The following is a 19,740-nucleotide window of genomic DNA, read 5'->3' as shown; positions in this document are numbered from 1 at the left end:
TGAAGTTGCCTTCCGCTTTTCAATTCTTATTTGTCTAATATCTCCTTGATAAAGCGAGGTGTGTAGCCTCGCTTACTTTTTGCTACTTGCTGGGGAGTGCCGGTGCAGAGGATTTCGCCACCGCCGCGACCGCCTTCGGGACCGATATCGATAATCCAGTCGGCCTGGCGGATTACATCAAGGTTGTGCTCAATGATAATCACTGTGTTACCACGATCAACCAATTGCTGTAGCACCTGCATCAGAATACGGATATCCTCGAAGTGCAGACCGGTTGTAGGCTCGTCGAGAATATACATGGTTTTACCCGTGTCGCGTTTGGAGAGTTCGGTGGCCAGTTTGATTCGCTGACTCTCACCACCAGAGAGGGTGGTAGAGGGCTGACCTAATTTGATATAACCCAAACCTACATCCTGAATGCTCTTGATTTTTCGCAGAATTTCGGGCACGTTCTCGAAGAACTCCACAGCCTGGTTGATGGTCATATCGAGCACATCGGCAATCGACTTACCTTTGTAGCGCACCTCGAGGGTTTCGCGGTTATAACGTTTGCCATGACAATCCTCGCAAGGCACCTGGATGTCGGGCAGGAAATTCATCTCGATGGTCTTATATCCATTACCGCCGCAGGTTTCGCAACGACCACCCTTGACATTGAACGAGAATCGGCCAGGTTTGTAACCACGAATCTTAGCCTCTGGCAGGTTCACAAACAGCGAGCGGATATCGGAGAATACACCAGTATAAGTAGCTGGGTTAGAGCGTGGTGTACGACCGATAGGACTCTGATCCACACTCACCACCTTATCTATCAGGTCGAGCCCCTCGATACTCTCATAGGGCATAGGGCGTTTGAGTGAGCGATAGAAATGGTGCGACAGGATGGGTTGCAACGTCTCGTTGATGAGGGTACTCTTACCTGAGCCGCTCACACCGGTTACCACGATGAGCTTACCTAATGGGAATTCGGCATCGATATGCTTGAGGTTATTACCTGTACAACCGCGCAGTACCAGACTCTGCCCAGAACCCTTTCTCGGGGTGAGCGGTGCAACGTGAGTGGTGAGCGATTTGTTGAGGTATTGCGCTGTGAGGGTATTGGTCTTTAACAGCTCGGCAGGGGTGCCTTGGAATACTACCTCGCCACCTTTACGACCGGCACGGGGACCGATATCCACAATGTAATCGGCACTACGCATCATATCCTCGTCGTGTTCTACTACAATCACAGTGTTACCGATATCGCGTAGTTCCTTGAGCGAGTTGATGAGTCGCTCGTTGTCGCGCTGGTGCAAGCCGATAGATGGCTCGTCGAGAATGTAGAGTACATTAACAAGCTGCGAGCCAATCTGAGTAGCCAGTCGGATGCGCTGACTCTCACCACCCGACAGGGTTGCCGACTGGCGGTTGAGCGACAGATAGTCGAGACCTACATCGAGCAGGAAATCCAAACGAGTTTTGATTTCCTTCAGAATCTCCTTGGCGATGGTAAATTCTTGTTTCGATAAGTTATTGCCAATTTCCAGTTCGTCGATCCACTTACGCAAATCAATCAGGTCCATATTGGCCAAATCGGCGATATTGCGACCACCGAATGTGTAGGAGAGGGCCTCGCGATTGAGTCGCTGACCATGACATTCTGGACAGGTGATTTCGGCCAGGAACTGGTCGGCCCATTTCTGTCCGGCTGATGAGTCGTCGTTCTCCATTACACCACGCAGGTATTTAATGATACCATCGAACGATACAAAATAGTCGCTCGATGTGCGTACCAGATCCTTATCGATACGTACATCCTCTAGCGAACCATAGAGTAGTTCGGTCATTGCATCGTCGGGGATGTCGGCGATAGGGGTATTTAAATCACACTCGAACTTCTTCAGGATAGCCTCTACCTGCCAGAATATCATCTGGTTTTTATATTTGCCAAGAGGCACGATACCGCCCTCACGGATGGTGGCCTGCTTGTTGGGAATCACCTTGTCGAGGTCGATCTCGTTGATAACGCCCAAACCCTTACAATGCGGACAGGCGCCTTGGGGCGAGTTGAACGAGAAGTTGTTTGGGGCAGGATCGCTATAGCTGATGCCTGTGGTGGGGCACATCAGGCGCTTTGAGAAATGCTTGACAGAGCCCGTGTCCTGATCAAGAATCATAATCAGTCCGTCGCCCTGTTTCATAGCCAGGGAAATCGACTTCTGCAGTCGCTCTACATCTGGGGTATCGGGTACTTTAAGCTTATCAACCACTACCTCGATATCGTGATTCTTGTAGCGATCCACCTTCATGCCCTGTACAATGTCGAGCATCTGGCCATCTACACGGATATGCAGATAGCCTTTGCGGCGCATACTCTCGAACAGTTCGCGGTAATGACCTTTACGACTACGAACGAGTGGTGCCAGGATGTAGATTTTATGACCGGCATAGTCGTGCGTAATCATATCCAGCACACGCTCTTCGGTATAGCGTACCATCTCCTCGCCTGTAGCAAAGCTATAGGCACGACCGGCACGGGCAAAGAGCAGACGCAGATAGTCGTAAATCTCGGTGGTAGTACCAACAGTTGAACGTGGGTTCTTGTTGGTGGTTTTCTGCTCGATACTGATAACTGGCGACAGGCCGGTAATCTTATCTACATCGGGGCGCTCCATACCACCCAGAAAGTTGCGGGCGTAGGCCGAGAATGTTTCGATATAGCGGCGCTGACCCTCGGCAAAAATGGTGTCGAAGGCTAACGACGATTTGCCGCTGCCACTCAATCCCGTAATCACCGTGAGCGAGTTGCGGGGAATCTCTACATCAATATTCTTAAGGTTGTGTACGCGTGCGCCGTACACATTTATCTTTTCATCTTCTCTGTTCATCTCCTCTTAGTAAGTTTACGTCTTTGCGTATGTTGTATATCACATCGTCGGTGCCACGGGCTTTTACCAGCACAAAGTAAACACCGGGTTTCACATCGTTTCCATGATACTTGCCATCCCATCCCTCGGCAGGATCGTTCCACTCGTAGAGTTTCTGTCCCCACCTATTAAATATGTACGCGCGAAATTCGGATAAGTTGCGGTATTCCTTGGCCTTGTAAATATCGTTATGTCCATCGCCATTAGGGGTAAAGGTATTGGGCATAATGAGCTTGCTTTCGACGCCTGTATTGGTAGTCGAGTCGATGGCAGCCGAATCGGTCTGTGCGCTGACCGAAAGCGATGCAAACAAGGCTAAAACGGTAGGAATTATCTGTCGAAATATCATTTTTTACTCATTTAAAGTGCAAAGATACTAAAAAATTGATAATTGGCAATTCTTTTTTAAAAAAAGCGGTAAAACCGAGCGGATATTTGATAATTATTTAGTACTTTTGTACGCGAAATGACTAAATTTTGAAAATATGACGCGAGTTTTAAGATATTTTTTGTTCTTAACTGCCCTCTGTCTGACAGTTGGTGTGGCCTCGGCTCAAGAGGGTGAACAGATACGCGGATTGCATAAAGTGAAGAAGAAGGAAACCATCTTCGGCATTTCGCGTATGTATGATCTCACCATCGAACAGCTGATGAAGGCTAACCCCGAGATGAATGAGCCTGGCTACGAACTGAAGAAAGGCGACGTGCTGAAGATTCCGTTTGCAACCCTGCAGGTAGCAGCCCCCGTGGCCAAAGAGCCCGATATGGATGTTACCGATGATGTACGTAAGCGTGCCATCCGACTGGGTGTGATGCTGCCGCTGCACAATGTGAATGGCGACGGCAAGCGCATGGTAGAGTACTACCGTGGTGTGCTGATGGCTTGCGACAGCTTGAAGCAGCGTGGCGTTTCGGTTGATATCCATGCCTGGAATGCTGCTGAGGACGGCAATATCAACGAGATTCTGAATGATGAGGCTGCTGCCAAGTGCGACCTGATTATCGGTCCGCTCTACTCTAAGCAGATGGCAGCCTTGTCGGCTTTTGTCGAGAAACACAAGATTAAACTGCTGATCCCATTCTCTATCAATGCGCCCCAGTTGGCCGATAATAAGTACATCTATCAGGTGTACCAGAGTCATATTACTCAGAACTCGGCCACTATCGAGCATTTTGTGAAGGGATTCAAGAACTACCATACTGTGATTATCGACTGTAACGACTCTACCAGTAATAAGGGTGAGTTTACCACAGCCCTGCGTCGCCAGTTGGAGCAGCAGAAGATGACATGTAACATTACCAATCTGAAATCAGGTGAGAGCGATTTCTCAAAGGCATTCAGTCGTACCAAGCCTAATGTGGTGATACTGAATACCGGTCGTTCGCCTGAACTGGGTGTTGCTTTCTCAAAGTTGAATGGCTTGAAGGTAACCGATCCCGATCTGGCTATTACGATGTTCGGTTATACCGAGTGGTTGATGTACACCCGTACGCACTTAGAGAACTTCTATAAGTTTAATACCTACATACCGTCGGTGTTCTACTATAATCCGCTGTCGGCATCAACTAAGCGTCTGCAGCAGAAGTTCCGTTGGAATTTCCATACCGATATGCAGAATAATCTGCCTCGCTTTGCACTTACCGGTTTCGACCATGCTTACTTCTTCCTGATGGGCTTGCACCGCGAGGGACGTAAGTTCTTGGGTGCAGAGAGTAATCCCGACTATGTGCAGACACCATTGCAGTTTGAGCGTTATGGCAATGGCGGATTGCGTAACCATACACAATTGTTTGTTCACTACACCCGCGATAGCCGCGTGGAAACGATTAAGTTCTAAAGAATGAGGGATGTAAGGATGATAAAGCGTATATTTGTAATTTTTTCATTTTTCCATTTTTTCATTGCAACGGCAGTTGCTCAGGTAGGCGACTATCGTAACGACTTGGCTGTTGGTGTGAACGGCGGTTATGTAATGAGTAATGTATCGTTTGTGTCGAAGGTACCACAGTCGATGTTAGGTGGCATTACCGGTGGTATCACGGCCCGTTACACATGTGAGAAATATTTTAGCAGTATCTGTGCCGTAACCGCTGAGTTGAACTTTGCACAGATAGGTTGGCAGGAAAAGATATGGGATATGAACGATCAGCCCGTGCCCCTGCATACCGATCCTTCGCAGAATCTGGAGTATAAACGTAAGATGACTTACGTGCAGATACCACTGCTGGCCCGACTGGGCTGGGGCCGTGAGCGCAATGGCGTGCAGGCCTTTATCCATCTGGGTCCTCAGATTGGATTCTATCTGAACGATAAGGTGGAGAGCAATTTTGATGTGCATGATCCTGCCTTTAACCCAGCTATCAAAGATGGAAAATTCGGTCCCGACTACATGTATGGTGACCTGCGTGCATCGCATGTGGTGGCACAGGATACCATGGCCATCGAAAATAAGTTTGATTATGGTATTGCTGTAGGTGCAGGACTTGAGTTCAGCAATCGCCACTTTGGACATTTCATGATAGAAGGCCGCTACTACTACGGATTAGGTAACATATATGGCAACACAAAACGCGACTATTTTTCGCGATCTAACTTCGGTAACATCGTGATTAAGTGTACTTATCTGTTTGACATCATCAGAACAAAGAATTCTAAAATCAAATAAATAATTAATTATGTTCGAAAATCAACCCAAAGGTTTATTTGCGTTGGCTTTGGCCAATACAGGCGAGCGTTTCGGTTATTATACCATGCTTGCCGTGTTTGCTCTTTTCTTGAGAGCTAATTACGGATTGTCGCCAGCTATGGCAGGCACAATCTACAGTTCGTTCCTTATGCTGGTTTACTTCCTGCCCTTGATTGGTGGTATTCTGGCTGATAAGTTCGGTTTCGGAAAGATGGTTACCACAGGTATCATCATTATGTTTGCCGGCTATCTGTTGTTGTCGGTGCCCCTTGGTGGTGATACCGTAGCGCTGGTAGTGATGCTGGCTGCCCTGTTGCTGATTGGTTTTGGTACCGGTTTGTTTAAGGGTAACCTGCAGGTAATGGTGGGTGACTTGTATAACGATCCGCAGTATAAGGATAAGCGCGATGCCGGTTTCTCTATCTTCTACATGGCTATCAACATCGGTGCCCTGTTTGCACCTACTGCTGCCATCCGTATCAAGGAGTATGCCGAGACTGTGCTTGGTTATTCATCTAACGATGCTTACCACTTCTCGTTTGCTGTGGCATGTGCATCGCTGGTACTCTCGATTGCCATCTATTACATGTTCCGTTCAACCTTCCGTCATACCGAGGGTGGAACCAAGAAGGCTGTTAAGGCTGATGCAGCAAGCACCGAGCCTGAGCTCACCAAGGAGGAAACCAAACAGCGTATTGTGGCTCTGTGCCTGGTATTTGCTGTGGTAATCTTCTTCTGGATGGCCTTCCACCAGAACGGTTTGTCGCTCACATACTTTGCCGATGAGTTTACTGCTCAGAGTGCTCAGGGCCTGCAGGCCATGTGCTTCGACGTATGGAACCTGGTAGCCATCGTATTCATTGTGTATGCTTCGTTCTCACTGTTCCAGTCGAAGACTCCAAAAGCAAAGGGTATCTCACTGGGTGTGATTGTGTTGGCACTGGCTTTCCTGTTTATTCAGTATGATGCTGAGGGTACAGTAACAGTTTCTGCTCCTATCTTCCAGCAGTTCAACCCCTTCTATGTAGTAGCCCTCACACCAGTATCGATGGCTATCTTCGGTTCGCTGGCAGCTAAGGGCAAGGAACCATCTGCTCCCCGTAAGATTGCCTATGGTATGATTGTGGCCGCTATCGCTTATGCACTGATGGCCTTCTCATCATTCGGCCTGCCAATGCCTCAGACCGAGGTTGGTGCTGATGGTAACCCTGTTGCTGTTCATGTAGCTGATGTTACACCAAACCTGCTGATTATGGTTTATCTGGTGCTGACATTCGGTGAGCTGCTGCTCAGCCCAATGGGTATCTCATTTGTATCAAAGGTTGCACCTCCAAAGTACAAGGGTATGATGATGGGTGGCTGGTTTGTTGCTACTGCCATCGGTAATCAGCTTGTTGTAGTAGGTGGATTGCTGTGGGGTGCAGTACCCCTCTGGATCTGCTGGAGTGTGTTCCTGGGCGTTTGCTTGGTAGCTGCAGTATTCATGTTCGCTATGATGAAGCGTCTCGAAAAGGTTTGCTAAATGATTTCATTTATCCCATTCATAGTACTGATAGTACTCATTACATGTTGCGTTGCCGTTTTTGGCAACGCAACTTTAGATGGTGCCAGTCAGGTGTCGTTGTTGGCAGCATCGGCAGTTAGTGTGTTAATAGGCCATTTCTCCAAACGACTGGAATGGGAGAATCTGGAAAAAGAGATAACGGATAAGATAGCCAGTTGTACACCGGCTATCATTATCCTTTTGTTGATCGGTGCCATCGGTGGAACCTGGATGGTATCGGGCATTGTACCTACGATGATCTACTACGGCATGCAGATTATCCGCCCCGAGGTGTTCTTGGTGAGCAGTAGTGTGCTGTGTGCATTGGTGAGTTTGATGATCGGTTCGTCGTGGACTACCGTTGCTACCATCGGTGTTGCGCTGATGGGTATCGGTAAGGCACATGGTTTTGATGATGGCTGGATTGCCGGTTCTATCATCACAGGTGCTTACTTTGGTGATAAGCTGTCGCCATTGAGCGATACTACCGTGCTGGCTTCGAGTGTATCGGGTACGCCGTTGTTTACGCATATCCGTTATATGCTTTATACCACGGTGCCATCGTTCTTGGTATCGCTTTCGATCTTCCTGATTGCAGGACTGATGATGAACGTATCGGGGCATGGCAATGTACAGGAGTTTATGGACGGCTTGCAGCATACGTTTGTGATTTCGCCTTGGCTGTTGATAGTACCTGTACTGACGGGTGTGATGATTGCACGCCGTTGGCCATCGATGGTGGTACTGTTCCTGGCCATCCTGTTGGCAGCTGTGGTAGGATTGTTGGTACAGCCCGACCTGATCCGACAGATTTCGGGTCACGATGGTTTCCTGTCATCTTACAAAGGTATGATGCAGGTATGTTACGGCAGTACGAATATTGAGACGGGTGTGCCGATGCTGAACGATCTGGTGCAGACCAGTGGTATGGGTGGTATGATGCCGACCATCTGGCTGATTATTTGTGCACAGACTTTCGGTGGCGCGCTGACGGCAACCGGACAGTTAGCCGATTTGATGAAGGTGGTGCTGCGCTGGGTGCGTGGTACAGCTTCGTTGGTAGCTTCGACGGTTGGCACCTCGCTGTTCTGCAATATCGCGATGGCCGATCAGTACCTGTCGATTATGCTGGCCAGTTCGATGTTTAAGGATGTATATAGGAAAGGTGGCTACGAGGCCCGTTTGCTGAGTCGCAGTTGCGAGGATGGTGCAACGGTAACCTCGGTTCTGGTTCCTTGGAACACTTGCGGACTTACCCAGAGCACCGTGCTTGGCGTGGCTACGCTCACTTATCTGCCTTATTGTTTCTTCAATATCCTGTCGCCTATCACGAGTATCCTTGTGGCAGGTCTTGGCTGGAAAATCAAGCGTAAATGATACTCAGTCTGCTTTTATCAGGTTTCTTGACGTTTGTGGAGTTGAACTGTGAAAACTTGTTCGACTATACCCACGATGCTGGTAAGCAGGATACTGAATTCTTGCCTGAGTCGGACAGACATTGGACGTCGAAACGTTATTGGCATAAACTGAATATGGTGGCTCAGGAACTGCTTTCGTGTTCGGATGAAGGCAATGGTATCCCTGATTTGGTGGCATTATGTGAGGTTGAGAACGATTCGGTAATGCATGATCTCACGCGTCGTTCGCTGTTGCGTAATGCCGGCTATCAGTATCTGATGACTTCTTCGCCCGATGAGCGCGGCATTGATGTGGCGCTACTTTATGCGCCAGCTTCGTTTGCACCCATCCGTAGTTATGCTATTCGTGTGAATCCAGTCGAGGGCATGCGTGTTACACGAGATATACTGTATGCCTGTGGCGAAACTGTTTCGGGTGATACACTCCATGTGTTTGTGGTGCATCAGCCCAGTAAGTTTGGTGGCGAGAAACATAGTCGTCCATTCAGATTGGCTGTGGCAGATCGACTTTGCCAATCGATAGATTCGATCCGTGCCATCTCTCCTGACGCCAAATTGATGGTTGCAGGCGACTTTAATGATGGTGCCCTTAGTCCAAGTCTGTTACAGTACGAGCAACATGGTTTGGTGAACCTGACCAAACATGCCAAGGGTGCCAATGGCGTTCGTGGCACCTATCGCTACAAAGGCGAGTGGGAGAGTATCGATCATATATTAGGCAGTTCCTCTATTAATAATAAGGTGGATACCGCTTTTATTCACGCACCTAAGTTCTTATTAGAAGAGGATGACAGATATGGCGGGTATCGACCACGAAGAACGTATATCGGTCCTCGTTACCAAGGTGGTTTCAGCGATCACCTGCCATTAGTTGTACGACTTATTTTTTAATATTCGGCAGTTGCAACCCGTAGTTCTTTTTCTTGTCGATTACCAGCATGGCAATCGCTGTTACAGCTGCGCCTAATGCCGTAAATCCAAAAATCAGCATCGAGGTAGTGTAGGTAGGATCAGTTTCATTAGCTCGTCCTACACACATGGGAATCACAGCTCGTCCAAAGTTCTGGATAAAGAAAATCATAGAGTAAGCTGTGCCTAAACACTTCAGTGGAATAATCTTTGGTACGCAAGGCCATAAAGCGGCAGGTGCCAACGAGTAGCCAATGCTGAGTGTGACCATCAAAGCGATAGCGATGGTGCTGCTGTGCATAGGCAGTGAGAAACCAAAATGAACGGCTGTAAGCATAAGTGCACCTGTAATCACTAAGGTTACGCCTTTGCCATAGCGGTCGTATATCAGTCCGAATAATGGTGTCATCAGAATGGTACCGAAGGGTGCAATCGATGAGAAAAATCCTGCAATATCGGGATCAACACCATATTTCATCACCATCAGTTTTGTTGAGAATTTGAGGAATGGCGATACGGCCGAATAGAACAGAACGCAGAACAGTGTAATGAGCCAGAAACCGGGATTACGAAGGGTGATGCCGATATCTGATAAGCGGAATTCTTCGCCCTCCTCGGTTGCGCGATTCGCGCAACTAGAGCTACTAGATATACTAGAACTGCTAGATATACTAGCCCTACTAGCATCCAACTTACGATCCATGATACAGAATACCAGGAATGCCAGCAAACCAATGATTAAGAATGCCAGCGATATTAATAGTGGCATGGAGAGTGTGTAGTGGCGGGCGATGGGGGCTGAGATGCTCAGGGCTGCAGCGGTGCCCAAACGAGCCATGGCCAACTGGATGCCCATGGCCAAGGCTAACTCATGACCAGTGAACCATCGTACCATAGCTTTTGATACGCTGATGCCTGTCATCTCGTAACCTACACCGAATATAGCAAATCCCAAGGATGCCCAAACGGCTGAGGCGGGCAGCTGATAATCGAGAAATGCTATGGGCTCATTACCGAATTCGGCCGTTACGGCATAATACTTAATGAGTGTGCCTAAGGCCATCAGCGAACAGGCTAACGTGCCTGTAAAACGGATACCCATCTTGTCGAGAATCAATCCCGAGAAGAAGAGCATCAACAGAAATACATTGATAAAACTGCCTGCGCCTGAGAAGAAACCATAGTCGGATGGTGTCCAACCTAAGCCTCCCTGCTCCTTGGGCAGTTCAAGGAGCGTTTCGAGTGGCGACATGACGTCGTTAACGAAATAGCCCATCATCATGGCGGTTGCCACGATGATGAGCACAGTCCATCTCGCAAAAGGCGAGTTATTTATTTTTTCTTTATTGGGTCGCATGTCAATCCACAACCTAATTTCTTGAAGATCTTGCGGTCAACCTCGCTCAGCATAACGGTGGTGTGTACCTGACAGCCACGCAGCTTGGGCAGCTGCTCCAAGGCTTTGCGACATTTCTCGTCGTCGTTAGAGAGTACGCTCAGAGCTACCAGTACCTCGTCGGTATGCAGGCGGGGATTCTTACCACCTAAATAATCAATCTTGGTCTTCTGTACGGGCTCGATCAGACTCTGTGGAATCAGCTTCTCCTCGTGATTAATCTCTGCCAGATGTTTCATGGCATTGATAAGCAGAGCAGCACTGCAACCTAACAGTGGCGATGACTTGGCGGTGATGATAGTACCATCCTCAAGCTCGATAGCAGCAGCCTGCAGACCTGTCTCGATCTTCTTCTCGTAGGCAGCTGTGGTAACCGGACGGAAGGCGGTAGTAATCTTGGCCTGATTAAAGAGCATACGTATCTTGTTTACCTCGCTCTCGTTATCGGCACCGTCGGCCATCTTGTTGGTAGCATCGTAGAAACGGCGGATAATCTCATCTTTCGAAGCCTTGCAGCAAATCTCATCGTCGCTGATGCAGAAACCAATCATGTTCACACCCATATCGGTGGGCGACTTGTAAGGATTCTCACCGTAGATGCCCTCGAAGAGTGCATTGAGTACGGGGAAGATTTCGATGTCGCGATTGTAGTTCACGGCTGTCTTGTTGTATGCCTCCAGGTGGAAGGGATCGATCATGTTCACATCGTTCAGGTCGGCTGTAGCAGCCTCGTAAGCGATGTTTACAGGATGCTTCAAAGGAAGGTTCCATACGGGGAAGGTCTCGAACTTAGCATATCCGGCACGGATGCCACGCTTGTTCTCGTTGTAGAGCTGACTCAGGCAGGTAGCCATCTTACCGCTACCAGGACCAGGAGCTGTTACAATTACGAGTGGACGTGAGGTCTCTACGTAATCGTTCTTTCCAAAGCCCTCGTCGCTGGCAATCAGCTCCACGTTGTGTGGGTAGCCGTCGATGGGGTAGTGGATGTACGATTTGATGCCTTCGCGCTCCAGACGATGACGGAACTGATCGGCAGCATGCTGACCGTTGTAGTGGGTAATAACCACACTGCCCACCATGAAGTTGCGGCCCATGAACTCATCGCGCAGGCGCAGAACATCCTCGTCGTAAGTAATGCCGAGGTCGGCACGTACCTTGTTCTTCTCGATGTCCTCGGCGCTAACCACGATGACAATCTCGATGCTGTCGCGCAGCTGGCCCAGCATGCGCAGTTTACTGTCGGGTTTGAAACCTGGCAATACACGCGATGCATGGTGATCGTCGAACAGTTTGCCACCTAACTCCATGTAGAGCTTGCCATCGAACTGAGCAATGCGCTCCTTGATATGCTCAGACTGAATCTTGAGATATTTGTCGTTATCGAATCCTATCTTCATAATTATTCTGTGATGTTGGGAAGTTCAAGACCAATACCTTTCTTCTTATCTACCACCTTGAGTACGAAGCCCAGGATGAGTGCTGCTACACCAAGCGAAGCCAGCATAACCAGAGGTGCAGTGTAATCGAACTGTGTTGGATCGGTTACGCCAGGGTTTGTCTGGTCGAGTACCTTACCGATGAGCAATGGGAACAACCACAAACCGATGTTCTGAATCCAGAAAATCAGAGCGTAGGCCGAACCGATTACCTTGGCATCAACCAACTTGGGTACTGAAGGCCAGAGGCTTGCAGGTACCAGTGAGAACGAAGCACCCAGCACCAGAATAGTGGTGTAAGCGATGATTATACCACCTACAGCATTGCCCTTGAACATTGGCAGTACGAAGGCGAAAGTAAGGTGACAGGCAATGAGCAGGATTGAGCCCAATACCAACATGGTGGCTGCCTTACCGTGGTGGTCGAGATAGCTACCAAGGATAGGTGTGATGAGCACTGCCAGCAGTGGGAATACAGCAAAGATACTCTCGGCCGACTGACGCATGAAGCCCATATAGCAGTAAGTGATAAGTGCTAAGATTGAAAGAGCCAGCAGACCGAACTTCAGGTTGGCTTTCTTCTGGAAGTTTGAAGCGAAACCTGCAGCAGCCACAATCAGCATGATGATGTACTGAACGATGGTAACATCGGGCTGTGCCCAGAACGAGTTAGCATCGGGGGCTGTAAGAGTCAGGTTACACTGCAGCATGTTTACAGCATACTTCTGGAATGGGAAGATGGCTGAGTAGTAAAGCACGCAAAGCAGAGCTACAATCCAGAAACCTGCATCGGTAAGAATCTTACCCAGGTCGCTGATCTTAAAGGGATCGTCCTTCTCCTCAGCCTCACCTGTCTGTGCATCCAGCTTCTGGTCCATGAAGAAGTATACGATGGTCATGATGAGAGCGATACACATCAGTACCACACCGAAGGCTACTGAACGGCTTACTGAAACCTCGCCACCCAGACGGGCAAAGAAAGGCGAGAAAATCATACAGGTAGCAACACCCAGACGGGCGAGTGCCATCTCTGAACCCATAGCCAGAGCCATCTCACGACCCTTGAACCATTTTACAATACCACGACTTACGGTGATACCAGCCATCTCACAGCCACAACCAAAGATCATGAAGCCGCAGGCAGCAAACTTAGCCGAAGCAGGCATGCCGGCATAGAATGGCGATACACCCAGTTCGTCGAATACGGGGATATAATTAAGATGGTTGTTAAACCAAGTCTCGAGTCCGGTTCCCATGAAGCTCTCGCTTACGGCATACCATTTTACGCAGGCACCAACCACCATTACAGCAGCTGAAAGCACAGCAGTGAAACGAACGCCCATCTTATCGAGGATGATACCTGCGAAGATGAGGAAGAACACGAACACATTAAGGAATACCTCAGAACCCTGCATGGTACCGAATGCGGTAGAGTCCCAACCACGGGTCTCCTGCATCAGGTCCTTGATAGGTGAGAGGATGTCCATAAAGATGTAGGCACAGAACATGGCCAGTGCCAGCAGTAAAAGCGCAGTCCAGCGCATACCAGCGCTGTCGCGAAGGGTCTTTTGAATTGCTTGAGTCATTATTTCAATTTTTTAATTCTTCAATTTTTTAATTCTCCTTCAGCCAGCGGTCCAACCAGTTAAAGAAGGTGCGCTGCCACAGTACACCGTTCTGTGGTTTCAGCACCCAGTGGTTCTCATCGGGGAAGATGAGCAGCTCGGCTGGAATACCCTTCATGCGGGCTGCATTAAATGCCGACATACCCTGAGTCGCGTTGATTCGGTAGTCCTTCTCGCCGTGGATAACGAGGATTGGAGTATCCCACTTGTCAACAAACTGATGAGGTGAGTTCTTATAGGTCTTGTCGGCATTAGCTGTACGATCCTTATTCCAGTAGGCATCGTCGTACTCAAAGTTAGAGAACCAGTTCTCCTCAGTCTCGGTGTACATAGCCTCCAGATTGAATGCACCATCGTGAGAGATGAATGCCTTGAAACGCTTGTCGTGATGACCAGCCAGATAGTAAACAGAGAAACCACCGAATGATGCACCAACGGCACCCAGATGATCCTTATCTACGTATGGCAGATTGTTGGCAGCGTCGTCGATAGCTGCCAGATAGTCCTTCATGCACTGACCAGTCCAGTCACCAGAGATCTCCTCGAGCCACTCCTGACCGAATCCCGGCAGGCCACGGCGGTTAGGTGCTACTACTACATAACCCTGCGAAGCCATGATCATGAAGTTCCAACGGTAGCTCCAGAACTGTGATACTGGACTCTGAGGACCGCCCTCGCAGAACAGCAGGGTGGGGTACTTCTTGTTCTCGTCGAAGTTTGGTGGCAGAATTACCCAAACCAGCATCTGCTTGCCATCGCTAGTCTTTACCCAACGCTGCTGTACGGTTGGCTTAGCCAGCTGATCAAGGATGTGCTTGTTCTCGAAAGTAAGCTGCTTGGTCTGTGTCTTCTCTGGCTTCTTGAAGTTTGGAGTAACAATATACAGGTCGGCAGGTGATGTGTAGTTATGACGCTCCATCAGCAACTGCTTACCGTTGTTCATCAGATGAATCTGTCCAAAGTCGTCCCAAGTGTTGGTCAACTGCTTCAGTTCACCCTTCCAGTTTACGGCGTAGAGGTTGATGGTAGCATGCCAAACGCCGATAAAGTAAATCATCGCGTCCTTAGAATCGCTCCAAACAAAGTCCTCAACACTTGAATCAAAGCTCTCGGTTACGTATTTCTTCTCTCCAGTAGCCAGGTTGTAAACACACAGGCGCAGACGATCAGCCTCGTAACCATCGCGCTCCATCGAAGTCCAGGCAATGTACTTGCCATCAGGCGAGAACTTAGGATTCTGATCGTAACCTACGTTATTTTTCAGGTTCTCCTTGGCATTCACACTCTGATACTTCAGGGTCTTGGTTGGATTAACCTTTGGTGCCTTGTAATCGGCAGGCTTGCAAAGGTTCTTGGTCTCGCGCGTACCTATTATATATAAATAGATATCTGAGTCGGTTGAGATAGAATACTCCAGACCGGTCTTCTTACGACAGGTATAGGCAATCGACTTAGAGTCGGGTGCCCAGTCTAACTGCTCGATACCACCGAATGGCTCCATGGGGCACTCGTAGGGCTCGCCCTCCAGAATGTCGATACCATCCTTGATGCCATCCTCTGTTACATCAGCAACAAAGGGGTGCTGGATGCTCTCTACATAGTGATCCCAGTGGCGATACATCAGGTCGGTTACCAAGCGGCCGGTAGCCTTTGGCAGATCGTCGGGATTCTTCTTGATAATTTCGTTGAACTCGAGTGAGTGGAGCAGAATCACCTTCTTGCCATCAGGCGAGAACTTGAAACCCTCGATAGGTTTCGAGGTGTTCGAAATCTGCTTGCGGTCAGAACCGTCGGGGTTCATGGTCCACAGCTGTCCACCTGTCAGGAAAGCAATCTTTCCGTTATACCAGGTAGGATCGGTCTCGCTCTTGCTACCAGTGGTCAGAGTGGTGTTGCCTGTACCATCAGCGTTGATGATGGCAATCTTCTGCTGACTCTTGTTAGCCTTTACGCTGTAGTAGCCAATCTGGTAAACAACCTGCTTACCATCGGCCGAAGCCTCGGCAGCACCTACACGACCCATGGCCCAAAGTGCCTCGGGTGTCATCAGGTTGCTGGCAAGCTTGATATTCTGTTTCCCTATCTTCACGTTTTCTGCTTTAGCTGAAGTGGCTAGCATCGCTAGCCCTACTAGAATAACTAGATATTTCTTCATAAGTTTTATCTTTTTTGTTGGTTCATTCTCTGTTTCTGCAGTTCCTCTGCCTGCTTCTGCATAGCCTCCAGACGGGCTGCCAGACCAGAAGTCTTCTTCTGAGGATTGTTCTTGTTCTCCTTGTATTTGGCCTCCAGGATGGCGAGCAGTTTCTCGTCGTTGGTAGTCTTGCGGAGTGTCCACATGATGGCAGCCGAGAAGAACAGTGAGATAAAGTAGTAGAAGTTCAAACCTGATGAGTAATCGTTGAACATGAAGAAGAACATTACTGGCATCAAGTACATCATCCACTGCATCATCTTCATCTGCTCAGCCTGCTGACCAACCATCTGGTCGCGCTGCTGGCGCATGGTCATATAGCTGTAAAGCACGTTGGCTACACAGAACAGGATACAGGTGAGCGACAAGTGATCGCCGATACCCCAGATCTGAGTGCCCCATTCGATGATTGGATCGTAAGTAGAAAGGTCGCTGATCCACAGGAACGACTCGCGACGCAACTGGATAGCGTTAGGTACGAAGAAGAACATAGCCATCCAGATTGGGAACTGGATGAGCATAGGCAGACAGCCACCCAGAGGCGATACGCCATACTGTGAGTAAAGCTGCATCATGGCCTGCTGTTTCTTCATCTGATCCTCGGGTTTGTCGTACTGCTTGGTAGCCTCGTCGAGTTTTGGCTTCAGCACACGCATCTTGGCAGATGACATGTAGCTCTTCTTTACCATTGGGAAGGTGATGACCTTCAGCAACAGGGTAATCAGAATCAGTACGATACCCATTGAGAAGCCCCATGAGGTGAGCCAGTCGAATACGTAGATGGTAAACCAGCGGTTAATCCAGCGTACCAGCCACCATCCCAGGTTTACTAACTGCTCCAGGTCGAGGTCCTTACCGAATGCGCTCTGCTGCTCAACATCCTGAATCAGACGGAAGTCGTTAGGACCAATATACATTTCAAACTCAGTTGCCTTAGCGCCTGTGGGGTCGAAAGCTGTCTTCAGCTTGGCACCCATCTGCTTCAGATAGCCACTACCTTTCTGCTGTGGAATGCTTGTCAACAGTGAGTTGGCAGCAAAGTTATCCTTCGAGATAAGGGCTGCTGAGAAGAACTGGTTCTTGAAAGCCACCCAGTCGAGCTGCTCCTCAATCTCCTTGTCAATCTCTTCTGAACCCTCATCAATATTCTTAGTACCACTGTTAGCCTTCTTATAGGTAACCGATGTATAGCGGTTTTCGAAAGTAAAGCCCTTCTCCTGCTGACGAACAAGGTCGTTCCATTCGATGCTCATCTCCTGATAGTTAGGAGCAAACATGCCCTGCAGACCATTGGCCTTTACATTAAAGTGCAGCATGTAGTCCTTTCCCAGAACGTAGTTGAATTCGATGCTACCACCATTGCCAGCCTGAGCAGTCATGGTGAGGGTAGAATCGGTAACGTTTGATGGAGTGAAGAACAGGTCTTTGGTGATGATGTTCTCCGACTTACCAGCCAGCATGAAGTTCATCTGCTGGGTGTTCTGGTCGAAGAGAGTTACCCCCATCTGGTCGTTCAGATTCTCGAAGTTCTTAATCACTGCTTTAGCAAGTGTACCACCTTTTGTGTTGAAGGTCAGCTCAACCTTGTCGTTCTTCAGAACAACGGGCTGGTTCTTGCCGTTCTGTGCGGCATAGAACAGTGCTGTTGTGTCACCCTGAGCAGCTGCTGCAGCCTGTGCTTTACGTGCTGCCGCTTCGGCTTTCTGCTTCTTGGCGGCATCCTGTTGCATCACTGTAGCAATGCTGTCTTGTTTTCTCGCAGCTTCCATTTCCTCCTGCGAAGGCTGGTTGTACCAGCTGAAGCCGATAAGCACCAGCGCAATGAGGACGAAGCCGATAATAGTGTCTTTATTCATTTCTATTTTGCTTTTTTATTAATGTACGCGTAAATCAAGGTGCAAAATTACGAAAAAAATGCGAAAAGAATGCATACTATAGGCAAAAAATTGTATCTTTGCACCAGATATGAGAAAAGTTGCATTATTATTCGCAGCATTTTGGGTGCTTAGCGCCTCTGCTGCTCAACCAAAAGATACATTAGACGGACGCTATTTTCGTTTGTTTGCACCAGTCACTTTTTACCATAATGTGGCTAATAAATCACTTTCAATCCAGCCCGATTCGGCTGGTCAGGACCCTGTGGCTGATGCTATCGACGAAGCCTTGTTGCATATTTATCTGAACCGTCCTGATCTGGTGAATACCACCGAGTCGGAACTTCAGCAAACTGGTAATATCCGTAAGGATGTGGATCAGCCCATTAAGAACCAGGTAAAGCTGGTTGAGAAGGTTGAAAGTCCTGTTATCGATACCCCCGACGATGTGCCTACTACCATTCTGGTTCAGAAACCCGATTTCTGGACAAAGAAAGGTGACGGCTATCTGCAGTTTATGCAGAACTACGTAAGTGGCAACTGGTACAAGGGTGGTGAAAGTAACTACTCGATGGTGGGTTCGCTGACCTTAGAGGCCAACTATGATAATCGCAACAAATGGAAGTGGGATAATAAGTTGGAGATGAAACTGGGTTTCCTGCGTTCACGTACCGATTCGATTCATAAGTTCAAGTCGAACGAGGACCTGATTCGTTTGACCAGTAAGGTTGGTTTGCAGGCTGCCAAGAACTGGTACTATACTTTGCAGGTTCTGGCTTACAGCCAGTTTACACAGGGTTTGAAGTCAAACGATCGTAATGTCTATTCTGATTTCATGTCGCCATTCAACCTCAACTTCGGTCTTGGTATGGATTACAAACTGGCTACCAAGAATAAGAAATGGTCGGGTACTGTCAACCTGTCGCCATTGGCTATCAACTACCGTTATGTTGATCGTTTAGACCTTTCTACCAGTTATGGTTTGGAGGAAGGACGCCATTCATTGGTTGACTTTGGTTCGCAGTTAACAGCTGATGTAAGCTGGAAAATAAACGATGTGATCACATGGAAGTCGCGCCTCTATGCATTCACATCGTATAAGCGTACAGAGATTGAGTGGGAAAACACTTTCGCTCTGCGTGTATCAAAGTATATCTCAGCTAACCTGTTTCTCTTCCCTCGATTCGACGATACTGGTACGAAGGACGACGACCTGGGTTATCTCCAGTTCAAGGAGTATAGCTCTATCGGATTCTCTTACAGCTTTTAGTTTTCCGTCATTTCACCCTCAATATAGAGGCGGGTCATCTCAACTACACCGTTGGTACGGATAGTGATCGACTTCTTGAAATGGCCGGGGAACTTACCAGCGCCGTTATAGGTTACTTTAATCTCGCCCTTCTCGCCTGGCTTGATGGGAGCCTTGGTGTACTCGGGTACGGTGCAGCCACAGCTGGCTACAGCCTGATTGATAACCAATGGCTGCTCGCCTACATTGGTATAGGTGAAGGTGTAAGTTACAACAGGACTCTTCTCTGAGAAACTACCGAAATTATGTGTCAGTTTATCGAACTTGATTTCAGCAGGTTTCTGTGCCAATGCGGCTGTCAATCCGCAAAACAGCATCAATGCAATAAATGCAATCTTTTTCATCTTTTTGTCGTTTAAATGATTAAATCAGTGCAAAGTTACTATAAAAATATGAATTAATGACGAAGAATTAAGAAATATGTTTGTCTATTATCAATT

General features: G+C 48.4%; 13 protein-coding genes and 1 pseudogene. 6 read left to right on the top strand and 8 right to left on the bottom strand.

Translation table 11 applies throughout. From position 1 onward, the window contains the following. Positions 1-26: 26 nt before the first annotated feature. A complete protein-coding gene (uvrA, locus tag T500_RS0107710) occupies positions 27-2,867 on the bottom strand; it encodes an excinuclease ABC subunit UvrA (RefSeq protein ID WP_028907633.1) in 2,841 nt (946 codons plus the stop codon). Beyond that, positions 2,851-3,147, bottom strand: a pseudogene (locus T500_RS0107705) (gliding motility-associated C-terminal domain-containing protein); the annotation flags it as partial. The gene uvrA and the pseudogene T500_RS0107705, both read right to left, overlap by 17 nt. A gap of 244 nt (positions 3,148-3,391) precedes the next feature. On the opposite strand from T500_RS0107705, the gene T500_RS0107700 reads away from it, so the two are divergent. The 5 genes from T500_RS0107700 to T500_RS0107680 are packed head-to-tail and all read left to right on the top strand — an operon-like array spanning position 3,392 to position 9,445. Continuing rightward, positions 3,392-4,744 carry a LysM peptidoglycan-binding domain-containing protein gene (locus T500_RS0107700; RefSeq protein WP_028907631.1) on the top strand — a complete coding sequence of 451 codons (1,353 nt, stop codon included), beginning with the start codon at positions 3,392-3,394 and terminating at the stop codon, positions 4,742-4,744. An 18-nt stretch (positions 4,745-4,762) separates the two neighbouring features. Continuing rightward, a complete protein-coding gene (locus T500_RS0107695; protein WP_028907630.1) occupies positions 4,763-5,572 on the top strand; it encodes a porin family protein in 810 nt (269 codons plus the stop codon). 10 nt (positions 5,573-5,582) lie between these two features. Further along, entirely contained in the window at positions 5,583-7,115 is a 1,533-nt protein-coding gene (locus T500_RS0107690) for a peptide MFS transporter (RefSeq protein WP_028907629.1), read from the top strand. Further along, positions 7,116-8,513 (top strand): Na+/H+ antiporter NhaC family protein, encoded by a 1,398-nt coding sequence (locus tag T500_RS0107685; protein ID WP_028907628.1) that lies wholly within the window; start codon positions 7,116-7,118, stop codon positions 8,511-8,513. After that, positions 8,510-9,445, top strand: coding sequence for an endonuclease/exonuclease/phosphatase family protein (locus T500_RS0107680; RefSeq protein WP_028907627.1), 936 nt, complete (start codon positions 8,510-8,512; stop codon positions 9,443-9,445). Before T500_RS0107685 ends, T500_RS0107680 begins: the two co-directional genes overlap by 4 nt. Here T500_RS0107680 and T500_RS0107675 read toward each other — a convergent pair. From T500_RS0107675 to yidC, 5 genes are read right to left on the bottom strand one after another with little or no spacing between them, the layout of a single operon-like run. Beyond that, positions 9,435-10,820, bottom strand: coding sequence for an MFS transporter (locus T500_RS0107675; protein WP_028907626.1), 1,386 nt, complete (start codon positions 10,818-10,820; stop codon positions 9,435-9,437). The genes T500_RS0107680 and T500_RS0107675 overlap by 11 nt on opposite strands. Continuing rightward, positions 10,796-12,259, bottom strand: a complete 1,464-nt coding sequence (locus tag T500_RS0107670) for a DUF1846 domain-containing protein (protein ID WP_028907625.1) — start codon at positions 12,257-12,259, stop codon at positions 10,796-10,798. The genes T500_RS0107675 and T500_RS0107670 overlap by 25 nt, the downstream gene beginning before the upstream one ends. Before the next feature lie 2 nt (positions 12,260-12,261). Continuing rightward, positions 12,262-13,884, bottom strand: coding sequence for an MFS transporter (locus tag T500_RS0107665; protein ID WP_028907624.1), 1,623 nt, complete (start codon positions 13,882-13,884; stop codon positions 12,262-12,264). A gap of 28 nt (positions 13,885-13,912) precedes the next feature. Beyond that, complete coding sequence (locus T500_RS0107660; RefSeq protein ID WP_028907623.1) at positions 13,913-16,078, bottom strand: alpha/beta hydrolase family protein; 2,166 nt, start codon at positions 16,076-16,078, stop codon at positions 13,913-13,915. Between the two features lie 5 nt (positions 16,079-16,083). Next, a complete protein-coding gene (gene yidC, locus T500_RS0107655) occupies positions 16,084-17,973 on the bottom strand; it encodes a membrane protein insertase YidC (protein ID WP_028907622.1) in 1,890 nt (629 codons plus the stop codon). Positions 17,974-18,205: 232 nt separating this feature from the next. On the opposite strand from yidC, the gene T500_RS0107650 reads away from it, so the two are divergent. After that, a complete protein-coding gene (locus tag T500_RS0107650) occupies positions 18,206-19,261 on the top strand; it encodes a DUF3078 domain-containing protein (protein ID WP_230580872.1) in 1,056 nt (351 codons plus the stop codon). Here T500_RS0107650 and T500_RS0107645 read toward each other — a convergent pair. Continuing rightward, the gene (locus T500_RS0107645) at positions 19,258-19,644 is read right to left on the bottom strand and encodes a DUF1573 domain-containing protein (RefSeq protein ID WP_028907620.1); all 387 of its coding nucleotides are present in this window, start codon (positions 19,642-19,644) and stop codon (positions 19,258-19,260) included. The two genes, T500_RS0107650 and T500_RS0107645, sit on opposite strands and share 4 nt — an antisense overlap. Positions 19,645-19,740: the final 96 nt, after the last annotated feature.

This window comes from Xylanibacter ruminicola Ga6B6 (genome assembly GCF_000687715.1).
GTDB lineage: Bacteria > Bacteroidota > Bacteroidia > Bacteroidales > Bacteroidaceae > Prevotella > Prevotella ruminicola_B.
The sequence above is the reverse complement of the archived record's forward strand: the minus strand, read 5'-3'. Positions and strand labels throughout refer to the sequence as shown.